Genomic DNA, 16,126 nt, shown 5'->3' on the forward strand with positions numbered 1-16,126 from the left:
GCCGGGTGTTTGTGGTTCCGGGGGTTTCCCAACCCGCCTTACCACTCACGACCAGCCGCGGCAGACTCGGAACGTCGGATCTTCACGCGGCGGGTGTCAGGTTTGGGGCTTTCCGCCCGCGTACCGGGCGATGATCAGCGCGACCAGGATGATGGCGCCGTAGATCGCGCCCTGCCACTCGGCCGTGACGTGCGCGTAGTTGAGCAGGCTCGACACCGACGACAGGAGCAGGACGCCGGTGAGGGCGCCGACCAGGGTGCCCTTGCCGCCGTCGAGGGAGACGCCGCCGATCACCGCCGCCGCGAACACCTGCAGGATCATGCCCGACCCCTGGTTCGCGCCCAGCGCGCCGACGTACCCCGTGTACGCGAGCCCACCGATCGCCGCGAGGATCCCGGCGACGACGAACACCGCCCACGCGATCCGGTCGACGCGCACGCCCGCCGCCCGTGCGGCTTCGCGGTTGCCGCCGATCGCGTACAGCGCACGGCCGGCGCGGTGGTAGCGCAGCACCCAGCCGGCGACCGCGAACAGCAGCGCCGCCAGCCACACCGACATCGGCAGCCCGGCGAACGTCGTCGTCGCCAGGTTGGTGAACGAGTCCGGCAGGTTGAACAGCGTCTTGCCCTTGGTCGACCCGACCTGGACCCCGCGCAGCACGGTCAGCATGGCCAGGGTGACGATGAAGGCGTTCAGCTTCAGCTTCACGATCAAGAAGCCGTTGACGAACCCGACCAGCGCCCCGCACAGCGGGATGATCAGCAGCCCGATCGCGGCGGGCAGCTCGACGCCGAAGCCGGCCGACGCCGCCGGGATCACCACCATCGCGCCCAGCGCGGGCGCCAGGCCCATGGTCGATTCCAGGGACAGGTCGAACTTGCCGGTGATCAGCACCAGCGACTCGCCGAGCACGACCAGCGACAGCGCGGCCGAGGCGGTCAGGATGCTGACGATGTTGCTCCAGCCGACGAAGGTGTCGTCGACCAGGCCGCCGATGAGGAACACGACGACCAGGGCGGGCAGGAGCGCGAGTTCGCGCAGCCAGACGGCCTTCCGGCGCCGGGGTGGCGCGGGCAGCTGCGTCTGCGGGGAGGTCATCACGTCGGTCACGAAAGCTCGACTCCTTCGATGTCGGCCACGAGGTCGCCGTCGGACCACCCGGCCTGGTGTTCGGCGACCACGGCCCCGGCGCGCAGCACCAGGACCCGGTCGCTCAGGCGCAGGTCGTCGAGCTCGTCGCTGACGATCAGCACCGCCTTGCCCTCGGCGCGCACCCGGTCGACGACCGCGAGCAGCGCCTCCTTCGACTTCACGTCCACCCCCGCGGTCGGGTTGATCAGCACGACCACCCGCGGCTCGCTCAGCAGCGCCCGGGCCAGCACGACCTTCTGCTGGTTGCCGCCGGAGAGGTCCGACACCGGCTGGTCGGCCCCCGCGGCGACGATGTCGTAGTCCTTCAGCGCCTGGGCCGCCTTCGCGTACCGCGTCGCGGGGGACGCGATCCCGCCGCGGCCCAGCTTGTCCAAAATGGACATCGTGGCGTTGTCGGCGATCGAGTGCTCCAGCACCAGGCCTTCGTGGTGCCGGTCGCGCGGCACGCACCCGATCCCCGCCCGCAGCGCCGCCGGGATGTCGCCGGGCCGCAGCGGTGAGCCGTCGACGCGGATCGTGCCCGCGGACGGCGTCCGCAGGCCGTAGACCGTTTCGGCGACCTGGTGCTTGCCGCTGGCGTTGCTGCCCGCGAGCCCGACGACCTCACCGCGGCGGAGCCGGAACGAGACGTCCCGGAAACCGTCGCCGGAGAGGCCCTCGACGGCGAGGATCTCGGACGCGCCGGCGCCGAGAGCCTCGCGCGAAGCGGCGTCCCGCACCGACAGGCCGCCGGGCTCGCCGGTCATCGCGTCGACCAGTTCCGCGCGGCCCACCTCGGCAACCGGTGCGGTGAGGACGTGCTTCGCGTCGCGCAGCACGGTCACCGCCTGGCAGACCTCGTAGACCTCGTGCAGGTGGTGCGAGATGAACAGGAACGTCACCCCGCCCGCCTGCATCTGGCGCATCCGCTCGAAGAGCCGCTCGATGGCCTGGCTGTCCAGCTGCGCGGTCGGCTCGTCGAGGACGATGAACCGGGCGCCGTAGGACAACGCGCGGGCGATCTCGACGAACTGCCGGTCCTCGACCGAGAGGTCCCCGGCCGGGGTGTCGACGTCGACGTGCACGTCCCAGGATTCCAGGAGGTCGCGCGCCTTGCGCCGCAACGACTTCCAGCCGATCGAGAACCCGCCGCCGGACTGCCGGTTGAGGAACAGGTTCTCGGCGACGGTGAGCTGCGGGACGACCATCGCGTGCTGGTACACGCAGGCGACGCGCGCCTTCCAGTCATCCTGTTTGGACAGTGGTGGGGCCGGCTCGCCGCCGAACTCGACGTGCCCGGTGTCCGTGGCGGACAGGCCGGTGAGGATGGAGACGAGCGTCGACTTGCCGGCCCCGTTGCGCCCGACGAGCGCGTGCGACTCGCCGGGGTGCACGGTGAGGCTGACGTCGTGGAGCGCCACGGTGGGGCCGTAGCGCTTCCCGACATCTACCGCGCTGACCACCGGGATGGCGGGTTCGCCGGCGGGCAGCGCGGTCACAGGTTGTTCCCCCAGAGGGCCTTGTCGTCCACGTTGTCCTTGGTGATGACGGGCGCTGGCAGCTGGTCCTCGAGGATGCCGGGGCTGATCTCCACGATCGTGCTGCCGTGATCGGTCGGCCCGGCCTTGAACGTCTCGCCCGCCATGGCCTTCTTCAGCCAGTAGAGGCCGTACTTCGCGTAGGCGTCGGCCGGCTGGGACACCGTGGCGTCCAGCTCGCCGGCCCGGATCGCGGCCAGCTCCTGCGGGATGCCGTCGTTGGAGACGAGCACGACGTGCTTCGGGTCCCCGACCGGGAAGAACAGGTTCTTGCGCTTGAGCGCCTGCTCGGTCGGGGCCAGGTAGACGCCGCCGGCCTGCATGTAGACGCCCTTGATGTCCGGGTTCGCGGTCAGCATGCTGTCCAGGCCGGAGGACGCCTTGTCGGCCTTCCACTCGGCCGGGATCTCCAGCACCTGGATGCCCGGGTACTTGGCCTTCATGCAGTCGCGGAAGGCCTCCGAGCGGTCGCGGCCGTTGACCGAGGCGAGGTCGCCCATGATCTGCACGACCTTGCCGGACTTGACCTTCTCGCCGATCGCTTCGCAGGCCTTGGTGCCGTAGGCCTTGTTGTCGGCCCGGACCACCATGGCGACCTTGCCGCTCTCGGGGGCGACGTCGACCGCGACCACCGGCACGCCCTTGTTCTCGGCCTGCTTGAGCCCGGCGACGACGGCCGCGGAGTCCAGCGGCGTCACGACCAGGCCCTTGACGCCCTGGTTGAGGAAGGTGCCGATGTCGGTGATCAGCTTCGCGGGGTCGCTGTCGGCGTTGACCGTCGGGAGGACGTCGACGCCCTCCTCCTGGGCCATCTTGGGCACGTAGTTGTTGTAGGCCTGCCAGAACGGCGAGGTCAGCAGCGGCAGCGTCGCGCCGACCTTGCCGCCCGCGCCGCCACCCGCCGCGGGTGCCGCCGCATTGTCCTTAGTGGACCCACAGGCGGCCAGGACCAGGCCGCAGGCGGCGACGGCGGCCACCTTGATCACCTTCGTGCGCACAGCATCCTCCTTGATGACGGCGGGGAATCAAGTCGTTCTAGTCGTGGTTCACGGGGCCGCGAGGACGCAGGCCGTACATGCCGCCGTCGACCGCGAGGGCGGTGCCGGTGGTCGAAGCGGAGCGGGGGCTCGCCAGGTAGGCGATGGCGTTGGCGACCTCGTCCGCGGTCACCAGCCGGCCCATCGGCTGGCGGGCCGCGAGGGCCGCGCGTTCGGCCGCCGGGTCTTCGGCGGCGTCCAGGAGCCGGCCCACCCACGGGGTGTCCGCCGTGCCGGGGCACACGCAGTTGACGCGGATCCCGTCGGGCAGGTGGTCGGTCGCCATGGCCAGGGTCAGCGAGAGCACCGCGCCCTTGCTGGCCGAGTAGAGCGCGCGGTTGGGCAGGCCCGCCCAGGCCGCGATGGAGCACGTGTTGACGATCGCCGCGGACGGCGAGTTCTTCAGGTGCGGCAGCGCGGCCCGGGCGAGCCGGACCATGCCGACGACGTTGACGTCGAAGACGCGGTGCCATTCGTCGTCGTCGTTGCCCGTGACGTCGCCCTGCGCGCCGATGCCGGCGTTGTTGACGAGGATGTCGAGGCGCCCGAAGCGGTCCACGACGGCGTCGATGGCCGCACGGACTTCGCCGTCGGAAGAGACGTCGCAGCGGATGCCGTCGTCGCCCGGCTTCAGGTCGAGGATCGCCACCTGCGCGCCGCGTTCGGCCAGCAGGTCCGCCGCCGCCTTGCCGATGCCCGAGGCGCCTCCGGTGACGGCGGCCACCAGGCCCTCGAATTCACTCACTTGCGGTCTCCGTCCACTCGGGACCGTCCGGGAACCGGAACCGGCGCAGCGTCGCGTCGTGCATGCGCGCGGAGAACCCGGGGGCGGTCGGGGCCAGGTAGCGGCCGCGCTCGACGACGGCCGGGTCGGTGAAGTGCTCGTGCAGGTGGTCGACCCACTCGATCGAGCGGTCCGCGTCGGTGCCGGACACGGCCACGAAGTCGAACATCGAGAGGTGCCGGACGAGCTCGCAGAGCCCGACGCCGCCGGCGTGCGGGCACACCGGGACGCCGAACTTGGCGGCCAGCAGCAGGATCGCCAGGTTCTCGTTGAAGCCGCCGACGCGGGCGGCGTCCAGCTGGAGCACCGAAATCGCGTCCGCCTGCAGCAGCTGCTTGAAGATCACGCGGTTCTGGACGTGCTCGCCGGTGGCGATCTTGATCGGCGCGAGGGCCTTCGCGATCGCCGCGTGGCCGAGGACGTCGTCCGGGGAGGTCGGTTCCTCGATCCAGTACGGGTCGTAGGGCGCGAGCGCGGTCATCCAGGTGACCGCGGCCGAGACGTCCCAGCGCTGGTTGGCGTCGACCGCGATCCGGACGTCCTGGCCGACGGTCTCCCGCGCCAGTTTCATCCGGCGGACGTCGTCCTCGAGGTTGCCGCCGACCTTGAGCTTGATCATCTCGAAGCCGTCGGCGACGGCCTGTTCGGCGAGCCGCACGAGCTTCGCGTCCGCGTACCCGAGCCAGCCGGGGGACGTGCTGTAGGCGCGGTAGCCGTCCGCTTCGAGCTGCTTGGTCCGCTCCGCCCGGCCCGGTTCCGCGCGCCGCAGGATGTCGAGGGCCTCGGCTTCGGTGAGCGCGTCGGACAGGTACCGGAAGTCGACCAGCGACACGAGTTCTTCGGGCGTCATCCGGGCCGCGAACTGCCAGACCGGCAGGCCGGCTCGGCGCGCGGCGAGGTCCCAGGCGGCGTTGACCACCGCTCCGACGGCCATGTGCGCGACGCCCTTTTCGGGGCCCAGCCAGCGGAACTGCGAGTCGCCGACGAGCGTGCGGGACAGGTCGCCGAGCGCGGCCGCGTCCTCCGGGACGTCCCGGCCGACGACGTGCGGTGCGAGCGCGCGGATCGCGGCGGCCTGGACGTCGTTGCCGCGGCCGATGGTGAACGCGAGGCCGTAGCCGTCCGGGCCGCCGTCGGCGTGCAGCACGACGTAGGCGGCGGAGTAGTCCGGGTCGGGGTTCATCGCGTCCGAGCCGTCGAGCTCCTTGGACGTCGGGAACCGGACGTCGAGGACCTCCATGCCGATGATCTTCGCCATGGTCAGGCCTGCCTCGCCGTCTGGCGCTGCCGCCCGAGCCCGTCGATCTCGAGCTCGATGACGTCGCCGTCGCGCAGGTACGGCTTCGGGTCGGGCTGTCCGAGCGCGACGCCTTCGGGGGTGCCGGTGTTGATCAGGTCGCCGGGCCGCAGCACCATCACCTGCGACAGGTGGTGGACGATCTCGGCGACGGTGAAGATCATGTCCTTGGTCGAGGAGTCCTGCTTCTTCTCGCCGTTGACCCACAGCCGCAGGCCGAGGTCCTGGGGGTCGGCCACCTCGCCCGCCGGGATCAGCGCCGGGCCGAGCGGGTTGAAGTTCTCGCAGGACTTGCCCTTGTCCCACTGGCCGGCGCGGAACTGCAGCTCGCGCTCGGAGACGTCGTTCGAGACGACGTAGCCGGCGACGTACTCCAGCGCTTCCTCGACGCTTTCGAGGTAGCGGGCGGTCTTGCCGATGACGACGCCGAGCTCGACCTCCCAGTCGGTGCTGACCGAGCCGCGCGGGATGAGCACGTCGTCGGCCGGGCCGACCACGACGTCCGGCGCCTTCATGAAGACCACCGGCTCGGTCGGCGGCGTCGCGCCGGTTTCCTCGGCGTGGCGGCGGTAGTTCATGCCGATGCAGACGACCTTGCCGGGCTGGACGATCGGCGGGCCGACGCGCAGGCCGGTTCCGGAAGCGGCCGGCAGCTCTCCGGCGGCGAGCGCGGCGGCCGTGCGCGCGATCCCGTCCGCGGCGAGGAAGCCGCCGTCGATGTCGGCGGTGAGGCCGCCCAGTTCGTAGGTCGTGCCGTCGTCGGCCCGCACGAACGGACGCTCACTCCCCGGCTCCCCGAGACGCACAAGCTGCACGGATGTTTCCCTTCACCCACACCGACCAGACATCCGATGTATATCGCAGTCGCGACCGCCGATCCAGAGCCATCGCCGAACTGGGGCAAAATTGATCGGATCAGTGTCGGTGTCGGGTCAAGCGACCACGGAGTGTCACGGGTCACAGCCGGAATAGCACCGCGGCTCTTCCCGCTGGTCCCCGGTGAGGGAGCGAAAGGACGGGCATGGCCACCACGGCGGAACGTACCGCGCCGAGCCGGCGGGCGCAGCTGAAGTTCGTCCTCGTCCTGGGCGGCCTCACCGCCTTCGGACCCCTGTCGATCGACATGTACCTGCCCGCGCTGCCGCGGATGGCGGCCGACCTGCACGCGGCGGACAGCACGGTCCAGCTGACGCTGAGCGCGTTCATCGTCGGGCTGGCGCTGGGCCAGCTGGTGCTCGGGCCGCTGTCGGACGCGCTGGGCCGCCGTCGCCCGCTGCTCGCGGGGCTCGTGCTCTACGCCGTGGGCTCGGTGCTGTGCGCGGTGAGCCCGAACGCATTCCTGCTGGTCGCGGCGCGGCTCGTGCAGTCCCTCGGCGCGGCGGCGGGCATCGTGATCGCGCGCGCGACCGTGCGCGACCTGTTCTCCGGGACCGCGATGACGAAGTTCTTCTCGACGTTGATGCTGGTCAGCGGCCTGGCCCCGATCCTGGCGCCGCTGATCGGCGGCCAGCTGCTGAACTGGACGTCGTGGCGCGGGGTGTTCGTCGTGCTGACGGCGTTCGGCGCGCTGCTGCTGGCCGTGGTGGTGTTCTTCCTGCCGGAGCCGTCGGCGGTGCGGTCTCCGCTGCGGCTCGGCCAGGTGATGCGCACCTACGGGCGGCTGGCGCTGGACCGGTCGTTCGCCGGGTACGCACTGGCGTCGGGGCTGCTGTTCGCGTCGATGTTCGCCTACATCTCGGGATCCTCGTTCGCGCTCCAGGGCGTGTACGGGTTGAGCCCGCAGGTCTACAGCGTGGTGTTCGGCGCGAACGGCGTCGGGATCGTGCTCGCGGGGCAGCTCAACGGCCGTCTGGTGGGACGGGTCCGCGAGCGGGTGCTGCTGCTGTCCGGGCTGCTGCTCGGGGTGTTCGGCGGGGCTTTCGTGCTGGCTTCGGTGCTCTTGAAGGCGCCGCTGGCGGTGCTGCTGGTGTCGCTGTTCCTGCTGGTGTCGAGCATCGGCCTGGTGATGCCGAACGCGAGTTCGCTGGCGCTGGCGTCGCACCCGCGCTCGGCGGGGGCGGCGTCGGCGTTGCTGGGGGTGCTGCAGTTCGTGGTGGGTGCGGTGGCGACGCCGCTGGTCGGCCTGGGCGGCCCGGGGACGGCGGTGCCGATGGCCGCGACCATGGCGGGGTTCGCGGCGCTGGCGCTGGTGGCCTACCTGACGCTGGCCCGCCCGGCTACCGCCTGAGGAGCCGGTCCAGCTCGTCGGCGGCCGGTTCGTGGCCGGCGTCGGCGATCCGCTGCAGCTCGAGGAGGTCCTTCGCGGCGACCGCGCGGCGGGTGAGCAGTTCCCCGGCCCGGTCGCAGCCCTCGTCCAGCAGCTCGCTCAGCTCCTCGACGTCCCCGCGCGTGTCGGCGAGGTCCGCGAGCCGGTCCAGCGCGGTTTCGTTGCCCTTGTCGGCCAGCGCGCGCAGGGTCTCGTGATCGGTCATGGGGCCAGTCTGCAACCTTGCCCCAGGGGCAAGGTCAAGTGCGAGGATGGCCGGGTGCTCACCATCGGACAGCTCGCCGGGTACGTCGGCGTGACGGCCAAGGCGATCCGCGTCTACCACGCGAAAGGCCTGCTTCCCGAGCCGGACCGCGACGGTTCCGGCTACCGCCGCTACCGCGCCGCGGACGCGGTCGAGCTGATCAAGATCCGCACCCTCGCCGAGGCCGGCGTCCCGCTGGCCCGGATCCGCGAACTCCGCGCGGGCGACGGGCTCGCCTCGGCGCTGCGGCAGATCGACGACGACCTCGCCGCGCGGATCGAGGCCCTGCAGGCCACCCGGTCGCGGCTGCGGCGCCTGGCATCCGGCCGGTTGTCCCCGCTGCCGGACGAGGTGGTGGCCTACCTCGGCCGGCTGCCGGACCTCGGGTTCAGCGAGCGCTGGGTGACGCTGCAGGGCGACCTCTGGCTGCTGGTGTTCGCCACCCACCCGGAGACGGCGCGCGCGAACTTCCGCGACCAGTCGTCGATGCTCGACGACCCGGCGTTGCTCGCCGTGGTCCTCGAGTACGACCGGGTGCACGACGTCGATCCGCACGATCCGCGCGTGGATGCGCTGGCTTCGCGGCTTGTCGCGGCCACGCGTGCTCGCTACGGCGACGAGCTGCCGGCGTACGACCCGGGGTCCGCGATTCCGGCGTTGGTGCAGGGTGCGGTGAACGCGTCTTCCCCGGCCTGGCGGCGGCTTGATGCCCTGTTGCGGGAGCGGCTCGGGGGAGCTTCCCGCCACCCCGAAGCCTGATTGTGACTACGGCCGGCAGCACCGCGTCAAGGCGGGAAAGCGTGCCTTGACCCGGCGCCGCCGGCCGTGTTCTTGCTTCGGATCGGGGTTGCGGGGGGTCTGGGTGTTGTCCTGCGGGTTGCTCTCTGCCGCGGTCTTTGCCGCCGGTCGGGCTGCTGCCGTGGCTTCCTTCGGCGCTATGCCAGTGACGCCAGGTCTGCCGTCTTGAGCTGGTCCGCCGTCACCTTCTGACGGCCGTCCACCAATGCTCCCAGGGCGTCTCCGTCGTCCCACATGTTCACGTTCATCGCCGCCGCCACTTCGCCGTCGCGCAGTCAGAACGCCGTACCGACGCGAAGGCCATCACCTGGCGGGAGTACTCTTGGTGCGCCGTGAGGTGCCGACAACTGGGGCGGCATGCGGCAGCGAAGAAGCCGCTCTGGCGACGACGCTTACCGGCCGCCTGCCCGGTCTAGCAGGTTTCGAGATGCGCGGGCGTGTGGGCCTGCGCGCGGACGCCTGCCTGATCTGTGTCGCCATGCAGAAGATCGGATCACCCGGGGCCGGGTCGTCCTGATGCACGCTTACCGGCAGTACCCGTTCAGTAAACTGACCCTGACGGCTGGTGAGAATGCCCTGGGGCTCGCTGGCAGTTTGGGTTACGCGTGTCGTTCGAGGCGTTCTTCTCCCGTGCCGCGGAGCTGTCTTCCGCCAGTTTGTGGGCCTTGACGGGCTTAGTCGGTGTCGTCCTCCTGGGAGCCCTGCTGCTGGTCCTCGCCCTTCGGAAAAAGGGCCGGATCCGGATCAAGACCCCCTTCCTCGAAGTCGAGGCCGGCCCGGCCGACCCGAACGAGACCACGCCACAGGTTGAGACAGATGGCAGTGGGCCGCCTCCGCCTCGCCCGAGGCGCCCCGCCAAGCGTCGCAAAGTCAGTCGATCTCGCCGGTCTTGACGCCCTTGCCAAAAGTGACCGGCCTGCCTCCGGTGAGCCGACAGGTTCCGGCCCTTGGTACACCGAACGAATCGGCCAGCATCACAGGAGACAGCCATCTCGACGCGCTTCCGCGAGAGTCACAACAGGCGGTGTGATCGCCTGCCCGTTCCGCGCAGCAGGGTCATTGGGCGTTCGACAGATCGCCTTCTCGGAGCCACGAGTGGTCGACCTTCTGACGGCCGTCCACCAATGCTCCCAGGGCGTCTCCGTCGTCCCACATGTTCACGTTCATCGCCGCCGCCACTTCGCCTTCGCGCAGCCAGAAGGCCGTGAACTCGCGGGAGGCCAGGTCGCCGCGGATCACCAGCTCGTCCGCGGCCGGGTCCGCCAGGCCCCGGTACTCGCAGCCCAGGTCGTACTGGTCGGTGAAGAAGTACGGCGAGGCCAGGAACGGCTCGTTCTCACCCAGCAGGTTCTGCGCCACGTGCGTGCCCTGGTCCTTCGCGTTCGCCCAGTGCTCGACGCGGACGCGGCGACCGAACTTCGGGTGGAAGTGGGCCGCGATGTCGCCCACCGCGTAGACGTCCGGCGCCGCCGTGCGGAGGCCCGCGTCCACCGCCACGCCTCCGTCGTCCGCGAGCTCCAGGCCCGCCGCGTGGGCCAGCTCGACCCTCGGCACCGCGCCCACCGCGATCAGGACCACGTCCGCCGTCAGCTCTTCGCCGGTGCCGAGGCGCACGCCGCGGACGCCGTCCGGGCCGCCGGTGATCTCCGCGACCTGCTCGCCCAGGCGGTAGTGCACGCCGTTGGCGACGTGCAGGTCCCGGAACACCCCGCCGACCGTCTCGCCGACCACGTTCGCCAGCGGCACCGGCACCGGGTCGACGACCGTCACCTCCGCGTTGTGCGTGCGGGCCGCCGCGGCCGCCTCGGAGCCGATCCAGCCGGCGCCGACGATCACCACGCGCTCGGCCGCGGCGAACGCCGACCGCAGCTTGAGCGAGTCGTCGAGGGTGCGCAGCGTGTACAGCCCGGGCAGGTCGCCGCCGGGGACCGGGAGCCGGCGGGGCTGGGAGCCGGTCGCCAGGACCAGCCGGTCGTAGCGGTGCTCGCCGCCCGCGTCGTCGAGGACCAGGCGGGCGCCCAGCTCGAGGCGGGTCGCCGTGACGCCGGCGCTGAAGCGGATGTCCTTCTCGGCGTAGAACTTCTCTTCGTGCACCCAGTCGGGTTCGTCGGCGTTGCCCAGCAGGACGCCCTTCGACAGCGGCGGCAGCTCGTACGGGCGGTGCGGATCCGAGCCCAGCAACAGGATTTCGCCGCTGTAACCGCGTTCGCGCACCGCAGCCGCCGCGGATGCCCCGCCCAGGCCCGCACCGACGATGACGATCTTCCGCGGCTCCGACATCCATACCTCCAGTAAGACGGCTCCTGGACCGGACGCTACCCGCGAACCGGCCGCACCACGAGCCGTGGCTACGCCGAAAATCCGGAAAGCGCAAGACAAAACCCGCGAGTAGGCAGATCGGGTGAACGCGCGTCATAGCGGCGGCGGGGGCCGCTCCCACCCTCGCACGGAGCACGACCACGACAAGGAAGCGAGGGCGGCGACCATGAGTCGGGGCGAGTGGTCGATCGGCTGCCGGGATCTGGCCGGCCGGCGCCGGGATGTGACGGTGTTCGTCAGCAACGACAAGGTGGTGCTGGTCGCGCCGCCGGGCGAGGCGGCGGTGCTCGGGCCGCTCGACGTCGGACGGCTGCGCGCCGCCCTGCGGGACGCCGTCGTCGCGACGGCCGATGAAGAAGAAAGCTGACAACTACCGTTCCTACTTTTCAGTAGGTTAGAGTCGGGCCCGACGAGAAGGGACCGGCCATGACGACCTACTTCGTGACGGGCGCGACGGGCTTCATCGGGAAACGCCTGGTCGCCCGGCTGCTGCGGCGGCCGGAGACGTCCGCGGTGTACGCGCTGGTGCGGGAGACCTCCCGCGAGCGCCTGGCCACCTGCGCGCGGGACTGGCCGGACGCGGACAAGCTGCACCCGGTGCTCGGCGACCTCGCCGAACCCCGGCTCGGCGCCGATCCCGCCGAGCTCCCCCACCTCGACCACGTCGTCCACCTCGGCGCGATCTACGACCTCACCGCCGACGAGGAGGCGAACCGGCGCGCCAACGTCGAGGGCACTCGCCACCTGCTGGCCTTCGCGGCCGCGGCGCGGGCCGGGCTGGTGCACCACGTGTCGTCGATCGCCGTGGCCGGGGATCACGCCGGGCGGTTCACCGAGGCCGACTTCGACCTCGGCCAGCGCTTCGGCTCGCCGTACCACGCGACGAAGTTCCAGGCCGAAAAGCTCGTCCGCGAGCAGCCGCTGCCCTTCCGCGTCTACCGGCCGTCGGCCGTCGTCGGCGACTCGCGCACCGGCGAGATGGACAAGGTCGACGGGCCCTACTACTTCCTGCCGGCCATCTCGCGGCTGGCGGCCCTGCCCGGCCGTCTCCCGCTGGCCGCCCCCGATCTCGGCGCGACGAACCTGGTGCCGGTCGACTACGTCGTCGAGGCGATGGACCACCTGATGCACCGGGACGCGCCCTCGGGGACGACCTACCACCTCGCCGCCGCGCGCCCGCAGCCGCTCAACTCCGTCTACAACGCCTTCGCGCGCGCCGCGGGCGGCCCGAAGATCCGGGCCGTGCTGCCGGAGAAGCCGTCCGGGGCCCTCCGGCGGGCCGGCACCCGCCTGGCGCACGCGGCCGCGGCCGGGATCGACCGCATCCCCGGCGGCCGCGCCGCCCGCGCGGCCGTCCTGGAGGAGCTCGGCGTCCCCCTGGCCGTGCTGCCGCACCTGACCATGGACGTCGTCTTCGACACCGCGCGCACCACGACGGCGTTGTTCGGCAGCGGCATCGAACTCCCCGAGCTGCGGGACTACGCGGCCCCGCTCTACCGGTACTGGCGGGACCACCTCGACCCCGACCGCGCGCGCCGCACCCACGGCCTGGCCGGGCGGACGGTGCTGATCACCGGTGCCTCGTCCGGCATCGGCCGGGCGTCCGCGCTCGCCGTGGCCCGAAAGGGCGCGAAGGTGATCCTCGTGGCGCGCCGCGCGTCGGAGCTCGAAGAAGTGCGGGCGGAGATCCTCGCGGCCGGCGGTTCCGCGGCGGCATACCCGTGCGACCTCACCGACGGCGACGCCATCGACGCGCTGGTCAAGGACGTGCTCGCCGACCACGGCGCGGTGGACGTGCTGGTGAACAACGCCGGCCGGTCGATCCGGCGCTCGGTCGCGCTGTCCACGCAGCGGTTCCACGACTTCGAGCGCACGATGGCGATCAACTACTTCGGGCCGGTGCGGCTGATCCTCGGCTTCCTGCCGCCGATGGCGCAGCGGCGGTTCGGCCACGTCGTCAACGTGACGACCCAGGGCCTGCAGACCGACACCCCGCGCTTCTCGGCCTACCTGGCGTCGAAGGCGGCCCTGGAGGAGTTCGGGCTGACGGCCGGGCGCGAGACGCTATCGGACGGCGTCACGTTCACGTCGGTGCGGATGCCGCTGGTGCGGACGCCGATGATCGCCCCGACCGGCTACCGCGGGATCCCGTCCAGCAGCCCGGAACGCGCGGCGGCGCTGGTGGTGAAGGCGTGCGAGGAGCGGCCGGAGATCCTCAGCCTCCCCGAAGGCCGCGCCGCCGAACTGGCGACGCTCGCCGCGCCGAAGCTCGCCCGGTTCGCCTCGCACCTGGCCTACCGGGCGATGCCGGAGTCCGCGCCCGAGGCGCGCGGCCTGCCCCGCCGTTCGGCGCCGGCGTCGGTCGCGGCGGCGGTGACCCGCCTGATCTGGCGCCGTCGTGCCTGATTCCCGCGAATTCCGCCGAAACGGTGGCACGCACCCGACGGTACTTCTACCCTCGCGCGAGTCCCGTACACCCGTACGGGCTTCAACTGGGGAGTTCGGAATGCCGGAATTCAGCGTATTCGATCGCAGCACCACGACCGACAAGACGGCCGTGATCGGCACCGCGCGGCGCACCCTCGGGTGACACCCGGCGGCGTCGGAGGTCCCGGATGACTCGTTCGCGACCGTCCGGCGCGTGACGCGCGGCGAACGCCACCCCGGGGCTTCCGGGGTGGCGTTCGCACCGGTCCGCCGGGTGCGGGCCCCGGCCGCTACCATCGTTTCCCGGGCGTGATCGGGAGTGGAAGGCGGGCGGGGCGTGGACGTGGCGAGTCCTGCGCACGTCGCCACGCCGCCGGCGCCCGTCCGGCAGACCCGGCCGCTGCTGCGCGGGAGCATCCACGCCGGCTGGGTGGTCGTGCTCGCGCTGGCCACCGAACTGCGCGTCGGCCGCTTCGGCTTCCACCCCTCCGACCAAGGCTTCATCCTCGCTCAGGCGTGGCGCGTGCTGCACGGCGAAGTCCCGCACGCCGACATCATCTCCGCCCGCCCGCTCGGGTCCGCGGTGCTGCACGTCGCCGACTTCGCCCTGCCGATGCCGCTGTTCTTCGGCTCCAGCTTCCTGTCCATGATCGAGATCGTCGTGGCCACGATCGCGTTCGCCACCCTGGTCACCCGGCGCCGGGTGCTGGACTGGGGCCCGGGGATGACGGCGCTGGTCGCGGCCGCGTCACTGATCAACCTCAACGCCTTCCCGCTGATGGCCTGGCACACCGTGGACGGCATCTTCCTCACCGCGTGCGGCGCCTGGGCCCTGGACGCGGGCCTGCGCGGCGGCCGCGCGCTCGCCCGCCGCGGCGGGCTGGTGCTGCTCGGCTGCGCGGTGTTCGTCAAGCAGAGCTTCGCGCTGGCCGCGGTGATCGGCGTCGTCTGGCTCGTGCTGCACCCGGCGACGCGGGCGGGCACGCGCCGCGCGGCCCGGTTCGTCCTCGACCTCCTCGCGCTCGGCGCGCCCGGGCTGGCGTACGTGGCGTGGGTGAGCCTCGGCGGCGGTTTCCCGGAGATGGTCGAGCAGGTCACCGGCGGCGTGCCCGCGTACGGCGAGCGGCTGCTCGGGCTCTGGCTCGACGACCCGGAAGTGCTGACCAAGGCCCCCGTGCGGGAGCTGGGCTTCTTCGCCGCGATCGCCGTGGTGCTGCTGGCCGTCCGGCTGCCCGGCGACCGGCTCGGCGTGGCCGGGCGGGTGGTGTCCTGGGTGCTGGTGCTCGCCGGGGCCACGGCGGTGGTGTGGACCGTCGTCGACGGCCGGTTCACCGGCTCCTCGCGCTGGGCGGACGTCCTGTGGTGGATCGTCGCGGTCAGCGTGCCGGTGAACGCGGCCGTCCGGCGGAAGGTCCCGTGGGCGGGGCTGCTCGTGCTCGCCACCGGGTTCATGACCAGCCTGTCCTGGGGCAACGACACGCCGACGCTACTCACCGGCACCCTGGCCCTGACGGCGTTGCTGCTGCTGGCCCAGCTGGTCCCGCCCCGCCCGCGGCCGGTGCCCCGCTGGGTGACGGCGACGGCCGGCCTGACCGCGGTGGCCGTCTGCGGCTGGGTCGTCGTCGCCCGCCACGACCAGGCCGCCTACCTCGACGTCAGCCACGACCGGCTGACCGAGGACCTCGGCGCCGTCACCCCGGCGATGGCGGGGATCCGGACGAACCCCTCGACGTTCACCTTCGTCCGGCAGATCCGCGACTGCCTGGACCGCTTCCCGGCCGCGCGGACGGCGATCCTGCCGGACAGCCCGTTCGCCTACCCGGCGTTCGGCCTGCGCAACCCGTTCCCCCTCGAATGGCCGCTGCCGCTGGAGATCGTCGGCGACGCGCCCGAGCGCATGCTCGCGACGGCGGACGAGCTGAACCGCGAAGGCGGCTACCTGGTCCTGTTCGAGACGGATTCGATCCGGATGCTCGCGACGGGCGGCCCGGTTCCGGAGTCGATCCCGGTCGACACGCCGGTGTTCGACTACCTGGGGCTGGAGAAGGCGATCCAGGCCCGGCTCACCGGGCGGGCCGTCACCTGCGGCAGCTTCGTCGGGAAGTACGCCCCCTAGACGAGTAAGTCCTAAGGCCGGGTGGTGTCTGGAGACGGGCGAAGGGTGTCCAAGATCAGTTTGTGACGACCGACCTGAACACCCTTCTCACCGCACTCTACGTCAAGATCGACGACCATCTGGGCAGGCCCGCCCGGACCGGACGCCCACCACGGCTAACCGACGCCGA

13 protein-coding genes and 2 pseudogenes are annotated in these 16,126 nt (G+C 71.8%); 6 read left to right on the plus strand and 9 right to left on the minus strand.

Features of this window, described 5'->3' with window-relative positions:
- Window positions 1-96 precede the first annotated feature (96 nt).
- Genes ACWEF6_RS40535 through ACWEF6_RS40560 form a run of 6 tightly spaced genes read right to left on the minus strand, consistent with a single transcriptional unit; the run spans window position 97 to window position 6,602 of the window.
- Window positions 97-1,110 carry an ABC transporter permease gene (locus ACWEF6_RS40535; protein WP_449687819.1) on the minus strand — a complete coding sequence of 338 codons (1,014 nt, stop codon included), beginning with the start codon at window positions 1,108-1,110 and terminating at the stop codon, window positions 97-99.
- Window positions 1,107-2,630 (minus strand): sugar ABC transporter ATP-binding protein, encoded by a 1,524-nt coding sequence (locus ACWEF6_RS40540; protein ID WP_449687820.1) that lies wholly within the window; start codon window positions 2,628-2,630, stop codon window positions 1,107-1,109. Before ACWEF6_RS40540 ends, ACWEF6_RS40535 begins: the two co-directional genes overlap by 4 nt.
- Window positions 2,627-3,667 carry a sugar ABC transporter substrate-binding protein gene (locus ACWEF6_RS40545; RefSeq protein ID WP_449687821.1) on the minus strand — a complete coding sequence of 347 codons (1,041 nt, stop codon included), beginning with the start codon at window positions 3,665-3,667 and terminating at the stop codon, window positions 2,627-2,629. Before ACWEF6_RS40545 ends, ACWEF6_RS40540 begins: the two co-directional genes overlap by 4 nt.
- Before the next feature lie 37 nt (window positions 3,668-3,704).
- Window positions 3,705-4,451, minus strand: coding sequence for an SDR family NAD(P)-dependent oxidoreductase (locus ACWEF6_RS40550; protein ID WP_449687822.1), 747 nt, complete (start codon window positions 4,449-4,451; stop codon window positions 3,705-3,707).
- A complete protein-coding gene (locus ACWEF6_RS40555) occupies window positions 4,444-5,748 on the minus strand; it encodes an enolase C-terminal domain-like protein (protein ID WP_449687823.1) in 1,305 nt (434 codons plus the stop codon). Before ACWEF6_RS40555 ends, ACWEF6_RS40550 begins: the two co-directional genes overlap by 8 nt.
- A 2-nt stretch (window positions 5,749-5,750) precedes the next feature.
- A complete protein-coding gene (locus ACWEF6_RS40560) occupies window positions 5,751-6,602 on the minus strand; it encodes a fumarylacetoacetate hydrolase family protein (protein WP_449687824.1) in 852 nt (283 codons plus the stop codon).
- Window positions 6,603-6,808: 206 nt separating this feature from the next.
- Here ACWEF6_RS40560 and ACWEF6_RS40565 point away from each other — a divergent pair, with 206 nt between their 5' ends.
- Complete coding sequence (locus tag ACWEF6_RS40565) at window positions 6,809-8,014, plus strand: multidrug effflux MFS transporter (protein WP_449687825.1); 1,206 nt, start codon at window positions 6,809-6,811, stop codon at window positions 8,012-8,014.
- On the opposite strand, the gene ACWEF6_RS40570 is transcribed toward ACWEF6_RS40565, so the two are convergent.
- Window positions 8,004-8,258 carry a hypothetical protein gene (locus ACWEF6_RS40570; RefSeq protein ID WP_449687826.1) on the minus strand — a complete coding sequence of 85 codons (255 nt, stop codon included), beginning with the start codon at window positions 8,256-8,258 and terminating at the stop codon, window positions 8,004-8,006. The genes ACWEF6_RS40565 and ACWEF6_RS40570 overlap by 11 nt on opposite strands.
- A 54-nt stretch (window positions 8,259-8,312) precedes the next feature.
- Here ACWEF6_RS40570 and ACWEF6_RS40575 point away from each other — a divergent pair, with 54 nt between their 5' ends.
- Window positions 8,313-9,056, plus strand: coding sequence for a MerR family transcriptional regulator (locus ACWEF6_RS40575; protein WP_449687827.1), 744 nt, complete (start codon window positions 8,313-8,315; stop codon window positions 9,054-9,056).
- 176 nt (window positions 9,057-9,232) lie between these two features.
- Here the strand turns inward: ACWEF6_RS40575 and ACWEF6_RS40580 are convergent.
- Together ACWEF6_RS40580 and ACWEF6_RS40585 are read right to left on the minus strand one after the other, a co-directional pair.
- Window positions 9,233-9,370, minus strand: a pseudogene (locus ACWEF6_RS40580) (NAD(P)/FAD-dependent oxidoreductase); the annotation flags it as partial.
- Window positions 9,371-10,151: 781 nt separating this feature from the next.
- On the minus strand, window positions 10,152-11,375 hold the full coding sequence (locus tag ACWEF6_RS40585; RefSeq protein ID WP_449687828.1) for an NAD(P)/FAD-dependent oxidoreductase: 1,224 nt from the start codon (window positions 11,373-11,375) through the stop codon (window positions 10,152-10,154).
- Window positions 11,376-11,580: 205 nt separating this feature from the next.
- Between ACWEF6_RS40585 and ACWEF6_RS40590 the strand changes: the two genes are divergently transcribed.
- The 4 genes and pseudogenes from ACWEF6_RS40590 to ACWEF6_RS40605 all read left to right on the plus strand — a co-directional run.
- The gene (locus tag ACWEF6_RS40590) at window positions 11,581-11,781 is read left to right on the plus strand and encodes a hypothetical protein (RefSeq protein ID WP_013223722.1); all 201 of its coding nucleotides are present in this window, start codon (window positions 11,581-11,583) and stop codon (window positions 11,779-11,781) included.
- A 59-nt stretch (window positions 11,782-11,840) separates the two neighbouring features.
- Window positions 11,841-13,820, plus strand: coding sequence for an SDR family oxidoreductase (locus ACWEF6_RS40595; protein ID WP_449687829.1), 1,980 nt, complete (start codon window positions 11,841-11,843; stop codon window positions 13,818-13,820).
- A 358-nt stretch (window positions 13,821-14,178) separates the two neighbouring features.
- Complete coding sequence (locus ACWEF6_RS40600) at window positions 14,179-15,957, plus strand: hypothetical protein (RefSeq protein WP_449687830.1); 1,779 nt, start codon at window positions 14,179-14,181, stop codon at window positions 15,955-15,957.
- A gap of 62 nt (window positions 15,958-16,019) precedes the next feature.
- Window positions 16,020-16,126, plus strand: a pseudogene (locus ACWEF6_RS40605) (IS982 family transposase); the annotation flags it as partial.

This window comes from Amycolatopsis sp. NPDC004772, from assembly GCF_053601215.1.